This is a genomic window from Nocardioides carbamazepini, assembly GCF_024614185.1.
Classification (GTDB): domain Bacteria; phylum Actinomycetota; class Actinomycetes; order Propionibacteriales; family Nocardioidaceae; genus Nocardioides; species Nocardioides carbamazepini.
The window spans coordinates 130,420-151,289 of sequence record NZ_JAHTLF010000013.1 but is presented as its reverse complement, the minus strand read 5'-3'; the positions used below and the strand labels follow the sequence as shown (position 1 = coordinate 151,289).

23 protein-coding genes and 1 tRNA gene are annotated in these 20,870 nt (G+C 70.5%); 23 read left to right on the top strand and 1 reads right to left on the bottom strand.

What is annotated here, in order from left to right; translation table 11 throughout:
- The first annotated feature begins 11 nt into the window (after window positions 1-11).
- The 14 genes from KVF89_RS07650 to KVF89_RS07585 all read left to right on the top strand — a co-directional run bounded on the left by KVF89_RS07650 (window position 12) and on the right by KVF89_RS07585 (window position 10,550).
- On the top strand, window positions 12-797 hold the full coding sequence (locus KVF89_RS07650; RefSeq protein ID WP_257424639.1) for an enoyl-CoA hydratase/isomerase family protein: 786 nt from the start codon (window positions 12-14) through the stop codon (window positions 795-797).
- 6 nt (window positions 798-803) lie between these two features.
- Window positions 804-1,190, top strand: coding sequence for a hypothetical protein (locus tag KVF89_RS07645; protein WP_257424638.1), 387 nt, complete (start codon window positions 804-806; stop codon window positions 1,188-1,190).
- Between the two features lie 193 nt (window positions 1,191-1,383).
- Complete coding sequence (locus tag KVF89_RS07640; protein ID WP_443689995.1) at window positions 1,384-2,157, top strand: electron transfer flavoprotein subunit beta/FixA family protein; 774 nt, start codon at window positions 1,384-1,386, stop codon at window positions 2,155-2,157.
- Window positions 2,158-2,169: 12 nt separating this feature from the next.
- Entirely contained in the window at window positions 2,170-3,132 is a 963-nt protein-coding gene (locus KVF89_RS07635) for an electron transfer flavoprotein subunit alpha/FixB family protein (protein WP_257424636.1), read from the top strand.
- A 216-nt stretch (window positions 3,133-3,348) separates the two neighbouring features.
- The gene (locus tag KVF89_RS07630; RefSeq protein WP_257424635.1) at window positions 3,349-4,593 is read left to right on the top strand and encodes a phospholipase D-like domain-containing protein; all 1,245 of its coding nucleotides are present in this window, start codon (window positions 3,349-3,351) and stop codon (window positions 4,591-4,593) included.
- A gap of 26 nt (window positions 4,594-4,619) precedes the next feature.
- A complete protein-coding gene (locus KVF89_RS07625; RefSeq protein WP_257424634.1) occupies window positions 4,620-5,870 on the top strand; it encodes a glutamate-5-semialdehyde dehydrogenase in 1,251 nt (416 codons plus the stop codon).
- A gap of 74 nt (window positions 5,871-5,944) precedes the next feature.
- Window positions 5,945-6,592 (top strand): CDP-alcohol phosphatidyltransferase family protein, encoded by a 648-nt coding sequence (locus KVF89_RS07620; protein WP_257424633.1) that lies wholly within the window; start codon window positions 5,945-5,947, stop codon window positions 6,590-6,592.
- Window positions 6,589-7,050 (top strand): hypothetical protein, encoded by a 462-nt coding sequence (locus KVF89_RS07615; RefSeq protein ID WP_257424632.1) that lies wholly within the window; start codon window positions 6,589-6,591, stop codon window positions 7,048-7,050. Before KVF89_RS07620 ends, KVF89_RS07615 begins: the two co-directional genes overlap by 4 nt.
- Before the next feature lie 52 nt (window positions 7,051-7,102).
- Complete coding sequence (locus KVF89_RS07610; protein ID WP_257424631.1) at window positions 7,103-7,270, top strand: hypothetical protein; 168 nt, start codon at window positions 7,103-7,105, stop codon at window positions 7,268-7,270.
- Between the two features lie 25 nt (window positions 7,271-7,295).
- Window positions 7,296-7,925 carry a nicotinate-nucleotide adenylyltransferase gene (gene nadD, locus KVF89_RS07605; protein ID WP_257424630.1) on the top strand — a complete coding sequence of 210 codons (630 nt, stop codon included), beginning with the start codon at window positions 7,296-7,298 and terminating at the stop codon, window positions 7,923-7,925.
- Window positions 7,922-8,314 carry a ribosome silencing factor gene (gene rsfS, locus KVF89_RS07600; RefSeq protein WP_257424629.1) on the top strand — a complete coding sequence of 131 codons (393 nt, stop codon included), beginning with the start codon at window positions 7,922-7,924 and terminating at the stop codon, window positions 8,312-8,314. The genes nadD and rsfS overlap by 4 nt, the downstream gene beginning before the upstream one ends.
- An 8-nt stretch (window positions 8,315-8,322) precedes the next feature.
- Complete coding sequence (locus KVF89_RS07595) at window positions 8,323-8,922, top strand: histidine phosphatase family protein (protein ID WP_257424628.1); 600 nt, start codon at window positions 8,323-8,325, stop codon at window positions 8,920-8,922.
- 82 nt (window positions 8,923-9,004) lie between these two features.
- Window positions 9,005-9,077 (top strand) — tRNA-Ala (locus KVF89_RS07590).
- A gap of 315 nt (window positions 9,078-9,392) precedes the next feature.
- Window positions 9,393-10,550 carry a metal-dependent hydrolase family protein gene (locus KVF89_RS07585; protein ID WP_257424627.1) on the top strand — a complete coding sequence of 386 codons (1,158 nt, stop codon included), beginning with the start codon at window positions 9,393-9,395 and terminating at the stop codon, window positions 10,548-10,550.
- Window positions 10,551-10,616: 66 nt separating this feature from the next.
- On the opposite strand, the gene KVF89_RS07580 is transcribed toward KVF89_RS07585, so the two are convergent.
- The gene (locus tag KVF89_RS07580; protein ID WP_257424626.1) at window positions 10,617-11,645 is read right to left on the bottom strand and encodes a Leu/Phe/Val dehydrogenase; all 1,029 of its coding nucleotides are present in this window, start codon (window positions 11,643-11,645) and stop codon (window positions 10,617-10,619) included.
- Window positions 11,646-11,862: 217 nt separating this feature from the next.
- On the opposite strand from KVF89_RS07580, the gene KVF89_RS07575 reads away from it, so the two are divergent.
- The 9 genes from KVF89_RS07575 to KVF89_RS07535 all read left to right on the top strand — a co-directional run bounded on the left by KVF89_RS07575 (window position 11,863) and on the right by KVF89_RS07535 (window position 20,787).
- A complete protein-coding gene (locus tag KVF89_RS07575) occupies window positions 11,863-12,288 on the top strand; it encodes a cupin domain-containing protein (RefSeq protein WP_257424625.1) in 426 nt (141 codons plus the stop codon).
- The gene (locus KVF89_RS07570; RefSeq protein ID WP_257424624.1) at window positions 12,279-13,064 is read left to right on the top strand and encodes an SDR family NAD(P)-dependent oxidoreductase; all 786 of its coding nucleotides are present in this window, start codon (window positions 12,279-12,281) and stop codon (window positions 13,062-13,064) included. The genes KVF89_RS07575 and KVF89_RS07570 overlap by 10 nt, the downstream gene beginning before the upstream one ends.
- A gap of 96 nt (window positions 13,065-13,160) precedes the next feature.
- Window positions 13,161-14,054 carry a carbon-nitrogen hydrolase family protein gene (locus tag KVF89_RS07565; RefSeq protein ID WP_257424623.1) on the top strand — a complete coding sequence of 298 codons (894 nt, stop codon included), beginning with the start codon at window positions 13,161-13,163 and terminating at the stop codon, window positions 14,052-14,054.
- Window positions 14,051-14,980, top strand: coding sequence for an ABC transporter permease (locus KVF89_RS07560; RefSeq protein ID WP_257424622.1), 930 nt, complete (start codon window positions 14,051-14,053; stop codon window positions 14,978-14,980). Before KVF89_RS07565 ends, KVF89_RS07560 begins: the two co-directional genes overlap by 4 nt.
- A gap of 8 nt (window positions 14,981-14,988) precedes the next feature.
- Complete coding sequence (locus KVF89_RS07555; protein WP_257424621.1) at window positions 14,989-15,873, top strand: ABC transporter permease; 885 nt, start codon at window positions 14,989-14,991, stop codon at window positions 15,871-15,873.
- 70 nt (window positions 15,874-15,943) lie between these two features.
- Complete coding sequence (locus KVF89_RS07550) at window positions 15,944-17,521, top strand: ABC transporter substrate-binding protein (protein WP_257424620.1); 1,578 nt, start codon at window positions 15,944-15,946, stop codon at window positions 17,519-17,521.
- On the top strand, window positions 17,521-18,816 hold the full coding sequence (locus tag KVF89_RS07545) for an amidohydrolase family protein (RefSeq protein WP_257424619.1): 1,296 nt from the start codon (window positions 17,521-17,523) through the stop codon (window positions 18,814-18,816). Before KVF89_RS07550 ends, KVF89_RS07545 begins: the two co-directional genes overlap by 1 nt.
- The gene (locus KVF89_RS07540; RefSeq protein ID WP_257424618.1) at window positions 18,809-19,816 is read left to right on the top strand and encodes an ABC transporter ATP-binding protein; all 1,008 of its coding nucleotides are present in this window, start codon (window positions 18,809-18,811) and stop codon (window positions 19,814-19,816) included. The genes KVF89_RS07545 and KVF89_RS07540 overlap by 8 nt, the downstream gene beginning before the upstream one ends.
- Window positions 19,816-20,787, top strand: coding sequence for an ABC transporter ATP-binding protein (locus KVF89_RS07535; protein WP_257424617.1), 972 nt, complete (start codon window positions 19,816-19,818; stop codon window positions 20,785-20,787). Before KVF89_RS07540 ends, KVF89_RS07535 begins: the two co-directional genes overlap by 1 nt.
- Window positions 20,788-20,870: the final 83 nt, after the last annotated feature.

Here is a 20,870-nt window from a genome sequence, read left to right as displayed (position 1 = left end):
AGAGGGAGCAGATGACTGCGGAGTTCGTGCGCCTGGAGGTTGCCGACGGGGTCGGGACGATCCGGCTCGACCGGGCCAAGGCGATGAACGCGATCAGCATCCAGGTCCAAGACGAGCTCACGCTCGCCGCGGCCGAGGCCACCGACCGGAGCGACGTCCGCGCCGTCGTCGTCTGGGGCGGGGAGAAGGTGTTCGCCGCCGGCAACGACGTCAAGGAGATGGCCGACATGTCCTACCCGGACATGGTCGACCGCGTGGAGAGGCTGCAGGACGCCGTCAACTCGATCGCCCGGATCCCGAAGCCGGTCGTCGCCGCCGTCAACGGATACGCCCTCGGCGGCGGCTGCGAGCTGGCGCTGGCGGCCGACGTCCGCATCGCTGCCGACAACGCCGTGCTCGGCCAGCCGGAGGTCCTGCTCGGCATCATCCCCGGCGCCGGCGGCACCCAGCGGCTGCCGCGCCTGGTCGGGCCCAGCAAGGCCAAGGACCTGCTCTACACCGGCCGCTTCGTGAAGGCCGAGGAGGCGCTCGCGATCGGCCTGGTCGATCGCATCGTCCCCGCCGCCGACGTGTACGCCGAGGCGCTCGCCTGGGCGTCGAGGTTCGCCACCGCGGCGCCGTACGCCCTGCGTGCCATCAAGGAGTCGGTGGACCGCGGCCTGGCGGCGGACCTCGAGACCGGCCTCCAGATCGAGCGGCACAGCTTCGCGGCGATCTTCGCCACCCAGGACAGCCGGACCGGCATGCAGTCCTTCATCGAGAACGGGCCGGGCAAGGCCACCTTCGAAGGGCGGTGAGCGGCGTTGAGCTCCAGCGACGACAGGTCCACGGCGGCCGATGAGGCCGCCGCCGACCGGCCGACGGCGGCCCGGCCGAGTCGGTCGCTGACCGTGGCGCGGGTGCGGGACAACATCGCCCGGTTGGTGTGGATCGTCTGCATGGCCCTGGCCCTGGTCCTGGCCGTCGCGGCATTCACCTACGCGCTCGAGGCCAATCAGGACAACGGGCTGGTCAAGCTCGTCCGCGACCTCGCCGACATCTTCGACCTGGGCTTCTTCGACCTCGACAACCCGGTCAAGGCGTTCGAGGGCAAGAACGCCGTGGTGAAGACCGCTCTGTTCAACTACGGCCTCGCCTCGGTCGTCTATCTGGTCATCGGGCGGGTGCTCGAGCGGATCGTGCGCCCGTGACGGTGCCGTGACGGGGCCGTGATCGACGCCACGTGGACGAGGTACCCGTCCGCGGTGACCGGACGGTAGCCTGCGAGACGCTGTCCTCAGCGGACCACAGGTTGTTCCCTGCCCGGCCAACGCGGTAGGGCTCACGTGCACAGGAAGGGGCCGGTCCGGCCACACCATGACTCTCTCCAACATTGTCGTTCTTGTGAAGTACGTCCCCGACGCCACGGGCGACCGGAAGTTCGAGGCGGACAACACCGTCGACCGCGTCGGCGTCGACGGGCTCCTCTCGGAGCTCGACGAGTACGCCGTCGAGCAGGCCCTGCAGATCAAGGAGAAGCGCGCCGACGAGGAGATCACCGTCACCGCGCTGACCGTCGGCCCGGCCGAGGCCGAGGCCGCCGTCCGCAAGGCGCTGCAGATGGGTGCCGACAAGGCCGTCCACGTGCAGGACGACGCGATCGCCGGCTCCGACGCCGTCGCGACCTCGCTGGTTCTCGCCAAGGCGATCGAGAAGATCGGCGTCCCGGAGCTCGTCGTCGGTGGCCTCGCGTCGACCGACGGTGGCCTGAGCGTCGTCCCGGCGATGCTCGCCGAGCGCCTCGGCCTGCCGCAGGTCACCCTCGCCGCGGTCGTCGAGACCCAGGGTGACCAGGTCCGGATCAAGCGTGACGGCGACACCGCCACCGAGGTCGTCGGCGGCACCCTGCCGCTCGTCCTCTCGGTCACCGACCAGTCCGGCGAGGCCCGCTACCCCTCCTTCAAGGGCATCATGGCCGCGAAGAAGAAGCCGCTGGAGGCGCTGACCCTCGCCGACATCGGCGTGGACGCCTCCGAGGTCGGCCTCGCCGCCGCCTGGACGAAGGTCGACAACGTGACCGCCCGCCCGCCGCGGACCGCCGGCGAGATCGTCAAGGACGAGGACGGATCGGGCGCCACGGCGCTGGTCGAGTTCCTCGCGTCGAAGAAGTTCATCTGAGGAGCCTGAGCCATGTCTGAAGTTCTCGTTCTGGTCGACCACGTCGACGGCGCGGTCCGCAAGCCCACCTACGAGCTGCTCGCGATCGCGAAGCGCATCGGTTCCCCGTCGGCCGTCTTCATCGGCGGTGCCGACAAGGCCGACGCCGTGGCCGAGGCCGTCAAGGGCTACGGCGCCGACAAGGTCTACGTCGTCGACGACGCCGAGATCAAGGGCTACCTCGTGGCCCCCAAGGCCGAGGTGCTGCAGCAGCTCGCCGAGAAGTCCTCTCCGGCCGCGATCCTGATCCCGGCCTCCGCCGAGGGCAAGGAGATCGCCGGCCGTCTCGCGATCAAGCTCTCCTCGGGCCTGATCACCGACGCCGTCGACGTCCAGGTGAACGGTGACGAGATCGTCACCACCCAGTCGGTCTTCGCCGGCAACTTCACCGTCGACGCCAAGGTCGTCAAGGGCACGCCGATCATCGCGGTCAAGCCCAACGCCGCCGCCCCCGAGCAGGGTGACGGCGCCGGTGCGGTCGAGCAGTTCGCCGCCGCGATCTCCGACGCCGCCAAGACCGCCCAGATCGTCGCCGCGCAGCCCCGTCAGGCCACCGGCCGCCCCGAGCTCACCGAGGCCGCCATCGTGGTCTCCGGCGGTCGTGGCACCGGCGGTGACTTCACCGCGGTCGAGGGTCTCGCCGACGCGCTCGGTGCCGCCGTCGGCGCCTCGCGTGCCGCCGTCGACTCCGGCTGGAAGCCGCACACCTTCCAGGTCGGCCAGACCGGCAAGGTCGTCTCGCCCCAGCTGTACGTCGCCAACGGCATCTCCGGCGCCATCCAGCACCGGGCCGGCATGCAGACCTCGAAGACCATCGTGGCCGTCAACAAGGACGAGGAGGCCCCGATCTTCGAGCTCGTCGACTTCGGTGTCGTGGGCGACCTCCACGCCGTCCTCCCGGCCGTGACCGCCGAGATCAACAAGCGCAAGGGCTGAGCTGCTCGCTCACCCACCCGCGGGACGTCGTACTCCGGTACGGCGTCCCGCGGCTTTTCCGGCGGGTGGGCGGGGACGCTGTAACTACCTGTAGTTGATGCTGCCTTACCTGTAGACCGGTGCGGTGGTGGCAACAACAGATAGTTACAGCCGGGGCGGGGGCCGGGCAAAGGGCACCCCTTGGGCGATTAGATGCAGTGACTTAGTGTTCTTTCTGTGAAGTCCCTCGCCACCGCTGTCCTGTTGCTGGCCACCCTCCTCGTCGCCCCGACGACGGCCGCCGCGGACGACCCCTGGCTGCCGACGGCCGGTCCGGTCTTCAACAACCCGATGGGTGGGGTCAAGGCGCGCACGAAGGTCGTCCGGCAGGTCCACCGGGCGATCCGGCACACCCCGCCGGGCGCCACCATCCGGATCGCGACCTACAACATCGACCGCCGCGACACCGCCCGCCTCCTGCTCAAGGCCCACCGCCGCGGCGTTCAGGTCCAGGTCGTCGTCAACGACAACATCGTCGGGAAGGTGATCCGTGGGCTCCGGGCCGAGCTCGGCGGGAACCGCAAGGCCGGCAGCTTCCTCTACGTGTGCACGGCCTCCTGCCGCAGCGGCTCACCCGCCGGCAACCTGCACCTGAAGGTCTACTCGTTCAGCCAGACCGGCGCGGCGCGATCGGTCGTCATCAGCAGCTCCAGCAACCTCGGGTACGGCGCCGCGGCCGGCCAGTGGAACGACGCCTTCACGGTGTACGGCGACGACGCGCTCTTCGACGCCTGGACGACGCTCTTCCAGCAGCTCAAGCGCGACAAGGTCGCGAACCCGCGGCACCTGGAGTACCGCGGCGAGCTCGTCGGGGTCGACTTCCAGCGGCTCCGAGGCGCGCAGCGCAGCCAGGTTCTGCTCCGCGGGAAGGGGACCGCGGACCCCCAGCTGAAGCGGCTGCGCCAGGTCGAGTGCGCGGCGCCGGGCGGCTTCGGAGACGGCCAGGGGCACACGCTGGTCCGGGTCAACATGTACGCCTGGTACGCCGGGCGCGGCGAGGCGCTCGCGCGGGAGCTGGCGTCGATGCGGGCCGAGGGCTGCGACATCGCCGTGGTCGGCTCCGTGGTCAGCGGGCCGGTCGTGCGCATCCTCCAGAAGGCGGGGATCCCGGTCCGGATCGCCGACTGGGACTGGGGCGAGAAGCTGTCCACCGCCGGCGACGACATCGTGTTCGGGTCGCGCTGCTACTCGCACCTGAAGTACGTCACGGTGAACGGCACCTTCCGGGGCGCCGCCGGCCAGGTGGTCTGGACCGGGTCGGAGAACTGGTCGCCGCCGGGCCGCAGCAGCGACGAGGTCACCTTCGAGATCCGGGACCCGGCCGTGGTCGCGGCGTACGACACGCAGTGGCAGAAGATGTACGCCAGCAACCGGATCACGCACCGGCCCGGCGTCCAGCCCCGGAGCCGCCCCTGCGCCTGACCTGGCGCGGTCCCTATCCTGGGACCATGACTGCCGAGGTCGAGGTCCGCGAGGTCGCCCAGCGCGCCCGGGTCGCCAGCCGCGCGCTGGCGCTCGCCACCCGCGCCCAGAAGGACGCCACCCTGCACGCGATGGCCGACGCCCTGCTCGCGCGCGCCGACGAGATCCTCGCCGGCAACGCCGAGGACGTCGCCCGGGCCGAGACGGACGGCACCCCGCCCAACATCATCGACCGGCTGCGGCTGACGACCGAGCGGCTCGAGGGCATGGCCCAGGGCCTGCGCGAGGTCGCCGGTCTCGCCGATCCGGTCGGTGAGGTGGTGCGGGGCAGCGTGCTGGCCAACGGGCTGGAGCTGCGTCAGGTGCGGGTCCCGTTCGGGGTGGTCGGGATGATCTACGAGGCCCGGCCCAATGTGACGGCCGACGCCGCCGGGATCTGCCTCAAGTCCGGCAACGCCGTCCTGCTGCGCGGCAGCTCGTCCGCGCGCTCCAGCAACGCCGCCATCGTCGCGGTGCTCCGGGACGCCGTCGCCGCGTCCGGCCTCGAGGCCGACGTCGTCCAGCTCGTCCCCGGCGACACGCACGACAGCGTCAAGGCGCTGATGCGCGCCCGCGGCCAGGTCGACGTGCTGATCCCGCGTGGGGGAGCGGGCCTGATCCAGTCGGTCGTCGACGAGTCCACGGTCCCCGTCATCGAGACCGGGGTCGGCAACTGCCACGTGTACGTCGACCGCGCGGCCGACCTCGACAAGGCGCTCGCGATCGTGGTCAACGCCAAGACCCATCGCAGCAGCGTGTGCAACGCCGCCGAGTCGCTCCTGGTGCACGCCGACGTCGCCGACGCGTTCCTGCCGCGGGTGGTCGCGGCGCTGCAGGGCGAGGGCGTCACGATCCACGGTGACGACGCCTTCGGCGGCCACGACGGCGTGCTGCCGGCCACTGACGAGGACTGGGCGCAGGAGTACCTCTCGCTCGACATCGCCGCGCGCGTCGTACCCGACCTGGACACGGCACTGGAGCACATCCGGACCTGGTCGAGCGGTCACTCCGACGCCATCGTGACCGAGGACCTGGCCGCGTCGCGGCGGTTCGTCGCCGAGGTCGACTCGGCCGCGGTGCTCGTCAACGCCTCCACCCGGTTCACCGACGGCGGCGAGTTCGGGTTCGGTGCCGAGATCGGCATCAGCACGCAGAAGCTGCACGCCCGCGGCCCGATGGGCCTGCCCGAGATGACCTCCACCAAGTACGTCGTCATCGGCGACGGTCACGTGCGCTAGCGGCATCGCACCCGTTCCTCCCCGTTCACCTCCCGATACCCGGATCCGCGAGGGTCCCGCGATAGGTTGCGCCCATGGCAGGCTCCCCGGACCGGATCTACGCCGATCCGTCCGACGAACGGCTCTTCACCGGAGCCACGATCATCACGTTCGTCCGCACCGTCATCACGATCGCCATCGCGGTGTGGGCGGCGTACGACGAGAGCCTGACCTGGATCGTCATCGGCCTGGTGACCTACTGGGTCGGTGACAGCATCGACGGCGAGTGGGCGCGCTGGCGCGACTGTGAGACCCGGATGGGCGCGGTCATCGACATGATGTGCGACCGGCTCAGCTGCGGCGTCCTGTACGTCGGCCTGATCTGGCTTCAGCCGGGTGGCTGGATCAGCGAGGAGCCGATGACGTGGATCGGGATCCCCATCGCGATCTACCTCTTCGAGTTCATGGTCATCGACATGTATCTCTCGCTCGCCTTCCTCGCCTGGCCGATCCGCAGCCCCAACTACTTCCACGTGATCGACCGGCGGATCTACCTGTGGAACTGGTCGCGCGTCGGCAAGGCCGCCAACTCGGGCGCGTTCGCCGTCATCCTCCTGGTGAGCGGCTGGGTGTGGCTCGGGACCGTGATCGCGGTCGGGCTGCTGGTGCTCAAGTGCGTCTCGCTGCGCTGGCTGCTGCAGCTCGGGATGCCCGTGCCGACGCGTGAGGCCCCGCCGGCATGATCCTGTGGCTGACGACGTTCGCCTTCAGCATCGCGTCCGCCCTGCTCCCGTTCCTGCCCATCGAGGTCTACATCCTCGGCGCCGGCGCCGCCGAGGCGGGCACGGCGGCCGCGATCTCCCTCGGCGTCGCCGCCGGCGCGGGCGCCACCATCGGCAAGATCGTCTGGTACGAGCTCGCCCGTCGCGGTGCCGAGTCCGCCTGGGCGCAGAAGAAGCTCGCCAAGCCGAAGGTGAAGGCGTCGTACGAGAAGTGGGTCGCGCGGATGCAGGGCCGACCCTGGTACGCCGCCGGGATCATGTTCGTCGCCGCCTCGGCCGGGATCCCGCCGCTCCTCGCGATGGCCGCGGTCGGGGGCCTGCTCAAGATGCCGATGTGGGTGTTCATCCCGACCGTCTTCCTCGGCCGCACCCTGCGCTTCACGCTGCTCTTCCTCGGCGTCGACTTCGCGGTCCACTGAGTCAGGCTGAGCCGAGGCGGGGATCCGGGCGCACGTTGGATACGATGCCGCCATGCTCAGCCAGATCAGCCAGACCGCACTCGCCGCCGCCCGCGCCGCGGAGGAGCACGGCGAGTCTGCCGCCGTGAACCCGTGGCTCATCGGTGCCGGTGTGCTGGCCTTCCTCCTCTTCCTGCTGCTCGGCCTGGTGTGGTTCGGCGGCGGCCGCGATCACAGCTGAGTCCGGAGCAGACAGTCGTGGGCCGGTGACGGAAGCGCAGCGCCGTACCCGGATCGGGGTGATGGGCGGAACCTTCGACCCCATCCACCACGGCCACCTCGTCGCGGCCTCGGAGGTCCAGGGCTGGTTCGACCTCGACGAGGTCGTGTTCGTGCCGACCGGCCAGCCCTGGCAGAAGGTGGACCGGAAGGTCTCGCCCGCCGAGCATCGTTACCTGATGACGGTCATCGCGACCGCCGCCAACCCGAGGTTCACGGTCAGCCGGGTCGACATCGACCGCGCCGGGCCGACGTACACCGGGGACACGCTGCGGGACCTGCGCGCCGAGCGTCCCGACGCGGATCTCTACTTCATCACCGGTGCCGACGCGCTGACCGACATCTTCAGCTGGCGCGACGCCGACGAGCTCTTCGAGCTCGCCCACTTCGTCGGCTGCACCCGGCCGGGGGCGGAGATGGACCCGGCCACCCTGGCCCGGATCCCGCACGACCGGGTCACCATGGTCGAGATCCCCGCCCTGGCGATCTCGTCCACCGACTGCCGTGAACGAGAGCGAGCCGGCCAGCCGGTCTGGTACCTCGTCCCCGACGGCGTCGTCCAGTACATCACCAAGCACGGCCTCTACGCGGCCGCATCCGGAACGGAAACCCCATGACCGCCACCGACCACGCCGTCCGGCTCGTCCACGCCGCCGCCCTCGCGGCAGCCGACAAGCTGGCGACCGACCAGCTGGCCTTCGACGTCAGCGAGCAGCTCGCCATCACCGACGCCTTCCTGCTTGCCACGGGCGCCAACGACCGCCAGGTCCGCGCCATCGTCGAGGAGGTCGAGGACAAGCTGCGCGAGCTCGACGCCAAGCCGATCCGCCGGGAGGGTCACCGCGACGGCCGCTGGGTGCTCCTGGACTACGGCGACGTCGTGATCCACGTCCAGCATGCCGAGGAGCGCGAGTACTACGCCCTGGAGCGACTCTGGCGCGACTGCCCGACCATCGACCTCCCCGCGGCCATCCACGGGCCGGTCCCGCCCCCGGCCGAGGAGTGAGCGGCCGAGTGGGTCGCCGCATCGTCCTGCTCCGGCACGGGCGGACGGCCTGGAACGCCGAGCGCCGCATCCAGGGCCAGCTGGACGTCGAGCTCGACGCCACCGGCGTGGAGCAGGCACAGGCCGTCGCGCCGCTCGTCGCCGCCCTCGACCCGGCACTCGTGTGGTCCAGCGACCTCGCCCGGGCCCGGCTGACCGCCGAGACGGTCGCGAAGGAGGCCGGCCTCGAGCCGTCGTACGACGAGCGGCTGCGGGAGTTCCGCCTGGGCGACTACCAGGGCCTCACCCATGCCGAGCTCGAGGCCCGGGACCCGGCGGCGTTCGCGCTGTTCCAACGCGGCGAGTGGGACGCCATCCCCGGCGCCGAGACCACACGCGAGGTGGCGGACCGCTTCGTCGCCGCGGTCACCGACCTGGCCGCCGCCCTCGGCCCCGGCGAGACCGGCGTCGCCGTCTCCCACGGCGCCGCGACCCGGGCCGGTCTGGTCGCCTTCCTCGGCTGGCCCCTCGAACTCGCCCACGACCTGCGCGCCCTCGGCAACTGCGCCCGCGTCGTCCTGGAGGAGCGCTCGACGGGCGCCTGGGCGATCGCCGCCTACAACCTGTGAGGCACCCCGATTTCACCTCGCCGGGGTCCGTTGGCTAGTATTCCGGTCGTTGCTTCGGCCTCCGGGCGGAAGTGATGGCCCCGGGGGTGTGGCGCAGCTGGTAGCGCACCTGCATGGCATGCAGGGGGTCAGGGGTTCGAGTCCCCTCACCTCCACCGAAGGCATCAGCGACAGAAGGCCGGATCCGACAGGATCCGGCCTTCTGCCGTTGGCGGGGCAACGGTCCGGCGGTGGAGCCGCGTTCGAGCGACAACCGCGGTCGATGGTGTCGAGGCTCGCCTGGAAGAGGAATCCGCCGTGACGCGCTCATTTGTAAGACGGACACGCCTTTCCGATGCTCAAATGCAAGTATGCTCTTCTCGAATGAGAGCAGATGACAAGAACGCAGGAGGTGCGACATCCACACGACGATCTTCGCCAACGCCACGATCCTTGATCCCGTAGCAGGGGAGCTGATCCCGGACCGGTCCGTGGTGATCGAGGGCGGCTGGATCACCGACATCGATTCGTCTCGGCCCCCCGTCCCGGAGGGCGCGACGGTGATCGACGTCCAGGGGAAGACGCTCATGCCGGGGCTGATCGACTGCCACACCCATCCGGCGGTCGTGGACATGGACGTCACGGGGATGGCGGAATGGTCGCCGACCTACGTGGCCGCCCGGGCGGCGCGTGCCCTCGATGGCATGCTCAGGCGCGGCTTCACCAGCATCCGCGATGTGGGCGGCGGTGAGCTCGGCCTCGCGCGCGCGGTCGAGGAGGGGTACTTCCCGGGGCCGCGCATCTTCTACGGCGGGAAGCAGCTGACCCAGACCGGTGGTGCGGGGGACTGGCGGTCGCCGTCCCGGCAGGTCTACGACGCCAACTACCACACCCCGGCCATCGGCGTGATCTGCGACGGCGTGAGCGAGGTGCGACGCGCTGTCCGCGAGGAGGTGCGCCGCGGTGCGCACCACGTCAAGGCCTACCTGAGTGGCGCCGTCGACTCACCCTCCGACCGCGTCGACTCGACGCAGTTCTCGCTGGAGGAGTTGCGTGCCATGGTCGAGGAGGCCACTGCCGCCAACATCTACGTCGCGGGCCACGCCTATACCTCCAGGGCCATCAACCGCGGTCTCGAGTGTGGTGTGCGCACCATTGAGCACGGCAACCTGATGGACGAGAGCAGCATCCCGCTGTTCCATGAGCACGGCGCGTTCTACGTCCCGACGATGGTCACCTACCACGCGCTGGCGCGGGCGGGGGAGCAGGGACACCTGCACGGTGAGGTCGGGGCCAAGCTCGAGGACGTGCTCGACCGCGCCATCGGAGCGCTGGAGCTCGCGCACCGTTCGGACCTCAAGATCGCCTACGGCACCGACCTGTTCGCCGACATGCACGACCAACAGCTCGAGGAGTTCGTGCTGCGCTCGGAGGTTCAGCCGGCGGCAGCCATCCTCCGCTCCGCGACCGTCGTCGGGGCCGAGCTGCTGGGCCGCAGCGGAGAGCTGGGCGTGGTCGCCCCGGGTGCCCGGGCCGACCTCCTGGTCGTCGACGGCGACCCGCTCTCCGACATCCGGGTGCTCACCCGACCGCAGGAGAACCTGAAGGTCATCATGAAAGACGGCGGGACGATCAAGAACGAGCTCTGAGTGCCGGGTGCGCCACAGGCGCCGAGCCGTCGTTCGACAGCTCGGCGCCTGCGCGTGCTGGTGGTCCTACCGGGCTGCGGCGACGACGTCGCGAGCCGTCGCCAGGGCTGCCTGGAGCGGCGTCGTCCCCTCCGCCCGGCTGCGGAGGATGAGCTGGGTCACCCGCTCGCCGATCCGCGCGATCGCCTCGGTGGTTCTTGCTTCGTCCCAGCCCTCCCGCATCGCCTGGACGTGGATGACGCCGCCGCCGTTGGCGACGAAGTCGGGGACGTAGAGGATCCCCCGGGCATCGAGCTCGTCGGCGCATCGGTCGTCCTCAAGGGTGTCGTTCGCGCCGCCGGCGACGATGCGCACCGGCAGGGTCGCGATGTTGTCGTGGGTGATCACCCGGGCGGTGGCGCAGGGGGCGAAGACGTCGGCCGGGGTACTGACGACCCGGTCCGGAGCGATGGTCGCGGCGCCGAGCCGCTGCGCGAGCGAGGTTGCCCGCGCCGCGTCGACGTCGCTCACCGTCACGTGGGCGCCGGCCTCGGTCAGCAGCTCCGCGAGGCGCCCGCCCACGTGGCCCACGCCCTGCACCAGGACCCGGACGCCCGCGACACCGTCGGCGCCGAGGTGCTGCCCGGCGGCGGCGACGATCGAGTGGTAGACACCGAGCGCGGTCCACGGCGAGGGGTCGACGTCGGTGCAGGACACCTCCGTCCCGGCCGAGCCGACCGTCTGCAGGTCGTGGGGGCTGGTGCCCATGTCGACGCCGGGGACATAGGTGCCGCCGAGCCGGGCGATGAACCTGCCGAACTGCTCGAAGAGCGCGTCCCGGCCGCGTGGGGGCGTGCCGTCGTGCAGGACCACGGACTTCGCCCCGCCGAACGGGACGCCCGCCATCGCGTTCTTCAAGGTCATGGCGGACGCCAGGCGCTGCGCCTCCTCGGCGGCGGCCCACATGTCGCGGTAGGGCCGATACCGGATGCCGCCGAGGCCGGGGCCGAGCGTCGTGTCGTCGATCGCGATCACGGCACGGAGGCCGGTGGAGGTGTCCCGGCAGGTCACGAGCTGCTCGCTGGTCTCGAGTGTCAACGGCGGGTGGTCGCTCACGGGGGGTCCTTTCACGAGAGAGGTCGAAGGGGAGGAGAGCCGATCCCGCGAATCTCACGGAATTGCATCCGTAAGGAGAGTAGGGGAATGGCTGAGCGGATGTAAATCAGATCAACCTGTTGACTGTCGTCCGCCAATATGGAAGCGTCTGGCGCCATGCAGTTGACAGTCCCTGCATGACAGCGACCTTCTTCGTGACGCCTGAGGAGCACCACCGATGAACGACCCCGCCACCCACTTCGCGACCGCCGCGAGCGGCACCCCGACGGGAACCGGCCGCTACGTCGATCGCACCGCGATCACGCCGGTCGAGATCCTCCCGGGGCTGTCCTTCCAGCCGGTCCTCGGCACCGACACCCTGCTGAACTTCGTCACCTACGCGCCGCACTCCGAGGCCCCGCTCCACACGCACGAGGAGGAGCAGGTGGTGCTGGTGCTCGAGGGAGAGCTGCACTTCCAGCTCAACGAGCACACTCGCGTCATGCGCCCCGGCGATGTCGCCGTCGTCCCGGCGTGGGTGCCTCACGGCGCGCACACGCTCGACGTCCCCTGCGTCCAGGTCGACTTCTTCAACCCGCCGCGGCAGACCCTGGTCGCGCAGGCCGACGCGGCGATCGCCGCGTCCTCCCAGCTGTGCGGCTAGGGCTCGACGGCCGGTGCGCCCTGGTCACCGGCGGCACCAAGGGCATCGGCTTCGCGGTCGCCCAGGAGCTCCTGCAGGAGGGCGCCCACGTCACCATCTGCGCCCGCACCGCCGGCGATCTCGATGACGCCGTCGACCGCCTTGCCCGGATCGGTGGCGGGCGCGTGCGGGCCGGAGCCTGCGACGTGACCGACCCGGCCCAGGTGCGCACACTCGTGGCGGAGGCGGCAGCGGCGTACGGCGGCCTCGACATCGTGGTCAACAACGCCGGCGGAGCGACCCCCGGGTCCTTCGCCGAGCTCACCAACGAGCAGTGGCAGCGCGACATCGAGATCAAGCTGTTCGCCCAGATCAACGTGACTCGCGAGGCAATTCCACGCCTGCGGGAGTCACGCGCGGCCCGGGTGGTCAACATCGGCGCGGTGTACGCCCGCAATCCCGACGCCTCCTTCCTGGCGAGCTCGGTGACGCGGGCGGCCTGCCACAACCTGACCAAGGTGCTCGCGCAGGAGTACGGTCCGCACGGCATCCTGGTGAACGCGGTGAACGTCGGGCTCATCTCGACGCCCCAGTGGGACTCGCTGTGGCAGCGCAAGGCACCCGGCACCGACCGCGACGAGTTCCTCGGGCAGCTGGCCCAGGACCAGATCCCCCTGGGCCGGTTCGGCACCGCGGCCGAGGTCGCGGGCATGGTCGCCTTCCTCGCGGGGGACCGGGCCTCCTACATCACGGGCGCGACGATCGACGTCGCCGGCGGGATGGGGCGGTCGGCGTGAGATCGGCGCGCAGGTGCCGACGTATCGGCAGCCGCGGGCGGACGACGACATCCGCGCTCGCGGCCGCGCCCGGCACGAGCGGATCGGGGGAGACCCATGACTGAGACGACCTTGGCCGTGGCCAACATGACGGTGACCCGCGACAAGGCCACCAACCTGCAGACGATCCTCCGGCTGATCGACGAGGCCGCCGACCAGCGTGCCGACGTCCTGGTGCTCCCGGAGATGTGTCTCCAGGGCTTCGCGGACTTCTCCTTCGGGCTCGGGGACGAACGCGTCGCGGAGCAGAAGCGCTACTACTTCCACGAGTCGGAGCCGATCCCCGGCCCGAGCACCCTGGCCGTCCAGGAGCGCGCGGCCCAGCACGGGATGCTGGTGCAGTTCGGCCTCGCCGAGCGGGCTCTGCACGGCAACCTCGTCTTCAACAGCACAGCGCTGGTCGGCCCGGAGGGCGTCGTCGGGGCGTACCGCAAGGTTCACAACCCGGCCGAGTCGGTCTACTTCGGGTCCGGCGAGCGCACTCCGGTCTTCGACCTGGGCTTCGCCACCGGCGCGAGCATGATCTGCTACGACCTGGCCTTCCCCGAGCTGGCCCGCGTGTTCGCCCTGCAGGGGGCGACGGTGCTGCTGATGTCCACGGCATGGCCGATGCGCGGCCGCGATCGCGACGACGACTACCACGGTGCGTCCATGGATCTGGCCGCCCGCGCGAACGCCTTCTTCAACCAGTCGTGGCTGCTGGTGTCCAACCAGTGCCAGGTCGAGGAGAAGCTCCAGTACTGGGGGCACAGCCAGATCGTGGATCCCTTCGGCACGGTCGTCGCGGAGCTGGCCGACGAGGAGGGCGTCATCTCATACACGGCCAACCTGGGCGAGGAGATCCTCCGTGCGCGCACAGCCGGCTTCTTCGGGCTCAACCTCCTGCAGGACCGGCGGCCCGAGCACTACACGCTCGTGTCGGCGCAGGACCACTACCGAGCCGAGCCATGATCTCGTACGCACTACGCCGGCTCGCCGCGGTGGCTGGCCTCCTCGTCGGGGTGTCGGTCGTCGTCTTCGCGATGATCCGGCTGATCCCCGGCGATCCGGCCCGCGTGCTGCTGGGGGCCAGTGGTGGCGACGCCGAGATGCTGGCCGGCATCCGCGACGAGCTCGGGCTCGACGACCCGGCGCCGGTGCAGTACTTCCGTTGGCTGGGCCAGATCTTCCAGGGCGATTTCGGCCGCTCGTTCAGCCAGCAGAAGCCGGTGTCCGAGCTGATCGTGGCGAACGCCATGCCGACGCTGCAGATCACGGCGATCGCGATGGTCGTCTCGCTGGCCGGGGGGATCGTGGTCGGCACCGTCGCCGCGCTGCGCCGTGGCTCGCTCCTCGACACCGTCCTCATGGGCTCGTCGGTGCTGCTCCTGTCGATCCCGTCGTTCTGGCTGGGGCTTCTCCTGCTGCTGCTGTTCGCCGTGAAGATCCCGATCTTCGACGTGCTCGGGGGGACGAGCCTCGCCGGTGCGATCCTCCCCGGGATCACGCTCGGATTGGCGGGCGTCGGCTACATCGGTCGATTCGTGAGGTCCAGCATGATCGAGTCCAATCGCCAGAACTTCGTGGTCACGGCGCGGGCCAAAGGCATCAGCGAACGACGGGTGCTGGCGAGGCATACGGCGCGCAACGCCATCCTGCCGGTGCTCACCATCACCGGCCTGCAGGTCGGAAGCGTGCTCTCCGGGGCGGTGATGATCGAGATCGTCTTCTCGCGTCCGGGGCTCGGGCGCCTCCTGGTCGACTCGATCCTGGCGCGCGACTACCTGGTCGTCCAGGCGGTCGTGCTGCTCACCTGCCTCCTCTACGCACTGATCAACCTGGTCGTCGACCTGCTCTATCCGGTCGTCGACCCCCGCGTCCTGCGAGGAAGGCGATGAGGGCACCGATGAAGAACCAGTCGCTTGCCACCGACGCGCCGCGCTCGGTGTCGACGCACCGCTCGCAGCGCCTGCGGGCGCTGCTCGCGCACCGGAGCCTGTCGCTCGGGCTCCTCCTGCTCCTGGGCGTCCTGTCGTTCGTCCTGCTCGCCCCGCTCTTCGGGCTCGCGGACCCGGAGCAGAGCAACCCCGCCTCGACCTTCCTCGCGCCGTCGGGCCACCATCCCTTCGGCACCGACTCCTTCGGCCGCGACCTCCTGTCCCGGGTCGCGTACGGCGGGCGCACGACCATCGCCGCGAGCGTCGTGATCGTGGTGCTGGGTGGGATCGTCGGCACGGCGATGGGAGTCGTCGCCGGTCTGTACGGCGGTCCGGTCGGCTTCGTCCTGATGCGGATCGTGGACCTGCTCCTGGCTTTCCCAGGGATCCTGCTCGCCCTCGCGGCGGGTGCGGTGCTCGGCCCCGGCCTGCGCAACGGCGTCCTCGCCATCGCACTGGTCGCGGTCCCGGCCTACGCACGCATGGTCGAGGGGGCGACCCTGGAGATCCGCCAGCGTCCGTACGTCGACGCCGCGATCGCCCTCGGGGCCAGTCGGGCGTGGATCGCCTGGACCCACGTGCTCCCCAACGTGCGCTCGGGGATCCTGGTGATGACCACGACCTGGACGGGATTCGCGGCCCTGTGGATCGCCGCACTCGGCTTCCTCGGGATGGGTGTCTCTCCGCCGAGCCCCGAGTGGGGCGTCCTGCTCAGCGGCGGGCAGGACTACATCTCCTTCGCCTGGTGGCTCACCGTCTTCCCCGGCGTCTTCCTCGCCTCGTACGTCGTCGCGGTCAACCTGATCGGTGACGGCCTGCGCGACGCCCTCGACCCCGCCCTCTCTCGGCACTGACCCGAAGCAACGGCTCAGCGACGCCTCCCGCGCCGGCTGCAGCCTCACCATCAACCTGTTGGGAGTTTCCATGTACAGCAAGCGCCATCGACTCATCACGACCGTGGGTGCGGGCATCCTGGCCGTCGTCGCGGCCGGTTGCGGCGGCTCGTCGTCCTCGTCCGAGGGCGGCGACCTCACGACCCTCTCGATCGCGTGGGCCGACAATCCCTCGCCCCTCAACCCGGCGGTGACGAGCCAGGACAACACCGGCACGATCATCGCCAACATCTTCGATCGCCTCGTCTGGCTCACGCCGGACGCGGAGGTGACGCCCTGGCTCGCCACGGAGTGGGAGGTCGCGCCGGACGAGAAGAGCTACACCTTCACCCTGCGCGAAGGCGTCACCTTCCACGACGGCACGCCGTTCGACGCCGAAGCCGTGGTGAAGAACGTCGAGTACATCGCCGACCCAGCGACGAAGTCGACGATCGCGGTCCAGCAACTGGGGACCTGCACGAAGGCGACGGCCGAATCGGAGCTGGTGGTCCGCCTGGACTGCGACGAGCCGTTCGTCCCCCTTCTCGCCAACCTCAGCTCGCCCTATCTCGGCATGCAGTCGCCCGCGGCGATCGCCGAGCACGGTGCAGAGATGTCCTCCGAGATGGTCGGCACCGGCCCGTTCGAGCTGGAGAGCTTCACGCCCAACGAGAGCGTCGTGCTGAAGGCCTATGAAGACTACGACTGGGCACCCGAGGCAGCCGGCTTCGGCGACAAGGGACCGAAGCGGATCGACTTCAAGATCGCCCCCAACCCCCAGGCACGGGTCGCGGCCCTGCAGTCCGGCCAGGCCCAGCTCGTGCAGAAGGTGCCGGGCGCGATCTTCAAGTCGCTGCGCGACAAGTACCAGGTGCTGGAGAAGGGCGCGCCCGGGATGGGCTACTTCGCCTCCGTCAACACCTCGCTGTTCCCGACCGACGACGTCGCCGTGCGGCAGGCCATCCTCTACACCGTGGACCGGCAGGCCGTGATGGATCTCGCCGAGGCCGGCGCCTTCAAGCCGAGCAACACGGTCCTCCAGCCGGGGACCTTCGGCTACGACGAGTCGCTCGAGAGCCTGTTCCCGCACGACCCCGACAAGGCGGCCGAGCTCCTCGAGGGCGCCGGATGGACCCGGGACGGCGACCGCTGGACCAAGGGCGGCAAGCCGCTCACGCTGACGATCGGCACCTTCTCGGACGTCCCGCAGTACGTGAACATCGCCGAGGCCATCCAGGCCCAGCTGCGCGAGGGCGGCATCGACGCCGAGATCGAGCTGCAGGGGCGTGCGGCGTACCTCGAGGCCGGCGACCAGGGCAAGAACAACATCACCCCGTCCTCCTTCGTCTCCCTCGACCCGGTGATCCTCAACCAGTGGTTCGTCGGCGGTGCCTTCTTCAACTGGAGCAAGGTCGACGACGAGCAGCTCGACACGCTGCTGGAGGACGCGGCTGTCACCAGCGACCTGGAGCAGCGCAAGAGCCTCTACGTCGACGCGCAGAAGCGGATCCTCGACCTCGGCCTGCTCCTGCCCGTGCGGCCCGACCAGGACCTGATCCTGATGGACAAGGGCCTCGACGGCCTCGTCCTCTCGGGGGCCGGGAACCTGCACTTCGCGGGTGTCTCGTGATGGCGCACGCCGATTCGGGGAGCACCTCCTGGGTGGTGCGGGCCGACCGTCTCGTCGACGGCACCGGTGGGCCGGTGCTCGAGGACCCGGTGGTGCTCGTCGAGGACGGCCGGATCACGGCCGTGCACCAGGGAGCGCTGCCCGAGGGGCTCCCGGTGCCGCGCGCCCGGCTCCTGGACCTGACCGGGCACACCCTCCTGCCGGGTCTCACGGACGCGCACGTGCATCTCAACCTCCCCGCCGACGGGAGTGAGTTCGAGACCTGGTCGCGTGAGCCGGACGGCGTCTTCGTCGCCGCGGCCGCACACGGCGCCCGCACCGCGCTGGATGTGGGGATCACGACGCTGCGCGACGTCGGGTCGCGCGGGTCGACGGTCTTCGACCTCAGGCGTGCGGCCGACCTCGGGCGCGGCGTCGCTCCTCGGCTGCTGGTGAGCGGGCATCCGCTGACGATCACCGGGGGGCACGGCCACCCGCTCGGCGGCGAGGTCGACGGCGAGCAGGACCTGCGCCGCGCGGTGCGTGAGCTGAACAAGGCCGGAGCCGACTGGATCAAGGTGATCGGCTCCGGCGGCGGCACCAAGGGCACGCTGGTCCACCGACCGGCCTTCACCCGCGCCGAGCTGACGGCGATCGCCGAGGAGGCGCACCGGCTGGAGCTCAAGGTGACCACGCACACCGTCTGCGCCGAGTCGCTCGAGGACGCGATCGCCGCCGGCGTCGACGGGATCGAGCACGGCCTGTTCCTGGTGGACTTCGAGCACCAGGAGTACTCGCCGCAGGTCGCCGAGCAGCTCGCCGCGGCGGGCATCCCGGTCACCTCGACCCTCGTCGTCGGCTACGACGTGGTGAGGTCGGTCGACGCGCTCGACAAGCCCGACCAGGAGCAGCGGATCCAGCGCGACCGCTGGGAGCGGATGTTGGGCGACACGCTCGAGCAGTTCGCCAAGATGCGCGCGCTCGGCATCGCCTTCATCTCGGGTACCGACGCCGGCTGGCGCTTCACCGACTTCGACAGCCTGCCTGACGAGCTGTGGCTCATGACGGAAGGCGGCATGTCCGGCGTCGAGGCGATCCACGCGTCGACGGGTCAGGCGGCCGAGGTACTCGGCTTCGCGGACGAGGCTGGGACGGTGGTTCCGGGACTGGCGGCCGACCTCGTCGCCGTGGCCGGCGACCCTCTCGCCGACCTGCGGCGGCTGCGTGAGCCGGTGATGGTGATGCAGGCCGGCCGACTCCACCGCCACGACCACGGGGCCGCCCCCGCCTGGCTCCCGGAGGACGGCGATGGCTGACGTCGTACCCGTGCTGGAGGTGACCGACCTGTCTGCGGAGTTCCCGGCGGGCGACCGCCGGATCACCGTCGTCGACGGAGTGAGCTTCTCCGTCGGCGCCGGCGCGAGCGTGGGTCTGGTGGGGGAGTCCGGCTCGGGCAAGAGCGTCACTGCGATGTCGGTGATCGGGATGATCCCCGCCCCGGGGCGGGTTGCCGGCGGCACGGTGCGGTTCCAGGGTGAGGACATCACGAAGGCGTCGGCGAAGGCCATGCGCCGCCGCCGGGGCAAGGACATCGGGCTCGTGTTGCAGGACCCGATGACCGCGCTCAACCCTGTCCAGCGGGTCGGGCCGCAGATCGTCGAGGCGATCCGCGCGCACCAGCGGATGAGCAAGGAGAAGGCGGCGACCCGGGCCGTCGAGCTGCTCCGGTCGCTCGGCATCCCCTCGCCCGAGCAGCGCTTCCAGGAGTACCCGCACCGGCTCAGCGGCGGCATGCGGCAGCGCGTGGTTCTCGCGATCGCCCTCGCCAACGACCCGAGCCTGCTGGTACTCGACGAGCCGACCACCGCCCTGGATGTGACGGTGCAGGCGCAGTTCCTCGACCTGGTCAAGGAGCTGCGCCGCCGGATCGGCACTGCCATCGTCATGATCACGCACGACATCGGTGTGGTGGCGGAGGTCTGTGACGAGGTCGTCGTCATGTACGGCGGGCGGATCATGGAGCAGGCGCCGGTCGGGCTGCTGTTGGCCGAACCCCTGCATCCCTACACGGTCGGGCTGCTCGGATCCGTCCCGACGATCGGTGAGCGGGCCGAGACGCTCGCGACGATCCGCGGCTCGGTCCCGTCGCCGGACGCCATGCCGCCCGGTTGTCCGTTCTCCAACCGCTGCGACCACGCGATGGCGCGGTGCGAAGAGCGCCCGCCGGTGGTCCGGCACCCCGACGGCCGCTCGGTCGCGTGCTGGCTGCACGTCGAGCCCGCGCCGGCCCGGACGCCCACGACAGGAGCGGCCTGATGACCGAGTCCTCGTTGCTCGAGGTACGCGACCTGCACACACACTTCCCCGTCAAGGGCCCCGGAGGCCGGGTCCACGCGGTGGTGCAGGCCGTCGACGGCGTGTCCTTCGACATCCCGGCCGGCCGGACCCTGGGTCTGGTCGGGGAGTCCGGCTGCGGGAAGAGCACGCTCGGCCGGACGATCATGAACCTGGAGCGCGCCACGTCGGGCTCCGTCACCTTGGCCGGCCAGGAGATCTCGCAGCTGAGCGGGAGCGCCCTGCGGCGTACCCGCGGCAAGGTGCAGATGATCTTCCAGGACCCGCTGAGCTCCCTCGACCCGCGGATGCGGGTGGAGCGGATCGTCGGCGAGGGCCTGGCCGTCCAGCGGGTCCCGCGGGCCGAGCGCGCGGAGCGGGTCGCCGAGGCGCTGGAGCGGGTCGGGCTGCGCAGGGATCTCGCGCGGCGGTACCCGCACCAGTTCAGCGGCGGACAGCGGCAGCGGATCGGGATCGCCCGGGCGCTGGTGATGAACCCCGACCTGGTCATCGCCGACGAAGCTGTCTCGGCGCTCGACGTCTCGGTCCAGGCCCAGGTGCTCAACCTGATGCGCGAGCTGCAGCAGGAGCTGGGCCTGGCGTACCTCTTCATCTCGCACGACCTCGCCGTCGTCGAGCACGTGAGCGACCGCGTCGGCGTGATGTATCTCGGGAAGCTGGTCGAGCTGGCCGACGCCGAGGCCCTGTACGCCGAGCCGCTGATGCCCTATACCGAGGCTCTCCTCTCGGCTATCCCGTCGGCCGGCGTCGCCGCGGGAGACCGTGAGCGGATCGTCCTGTCCGGTGATCTGCCGACCCCGCTTGCCCCGCCCAGCGGGTGCAGGTTCCGAACCCGATGCTGGAAGGCCCAGGATGTGTGTGCGATGGAAGAGCCGGTCCTGCGCGAGGTGCGACCGGGCCACTGGGCCGCGTGTCACCTTGTTGACGCGTGAGGCCGAGCTGGACGTGCATACTCGACCGCGGACCGGTGCGGCCGTGTGTGCTGCCTGGCGCGAGTTGAAGGAGATGCGGAGAT